Source organism: Paraburkholderia sp. EG304 (assembly GCF_046543485.1).
Classification (GTDB): Bacteria; Pseudomonadota; Gammaproteobacteria; order Burkholderiales; family Burkholderiaceae; genus Paraburkholderia; species Paraburkholderia youngii.
The window spans coordinates 1-400 of the sequence record NZ_JBKGUA010000369.1; the positions used below are offsets into that span (position 1 = coordinate 1).

At 60.5% G+C, this 400-nt stretch carries 1 protein-coding gene; it reads left to right on the forward strand.

Features of this window, described 5'->3' with window-relative positions; translation table 11 throughout:
• Positions 1-48: 48 nt before the first annotated feature.
• The coding region (locus ACLFKU_RS44320) for a hypothetical protein (protein ID WP_410853465.1) at positions 49-400 on the forward strand (352 nt) is incomplete at its 3' end.

Consider the following 400-nt stretch of genomic DNA (forward strand, 5'->3'; position numbering starts at 1 on the left):
GCTCCGCGCAGCGCAGGCTTCGCGTGGGGGCTCACGACAGTGCCGGCCATGAAGAAGGAAGACCGGCACCTCACTAGCTTTATCGAGAGTGTGTGGATCCCCAGTGGCGCGAAGAATAAGGCCTCGGCGAAAACCTTCATCGCCTGGCTCTACTCCGACAAGGCCACTGGCTTATTCGCCAAGGCTGGTGCAGCAATGCCTACCAAGACCGGAACAAAGGGCCTGCCGGCCGAAGTGGCACCCTTCTATACCGTCTACGATGAGCCAGGCCTCAAGTCGACTATCGGTGGATTCAAGTCCGCCAAGGCCGTACCCGGCATCGACATGAAAACCGCGCTGCTCGACTCGGTGGACTCCGTGGCTAGCGGAAAACTGTCGGTCAAGGACTGGCAGGCGAAGG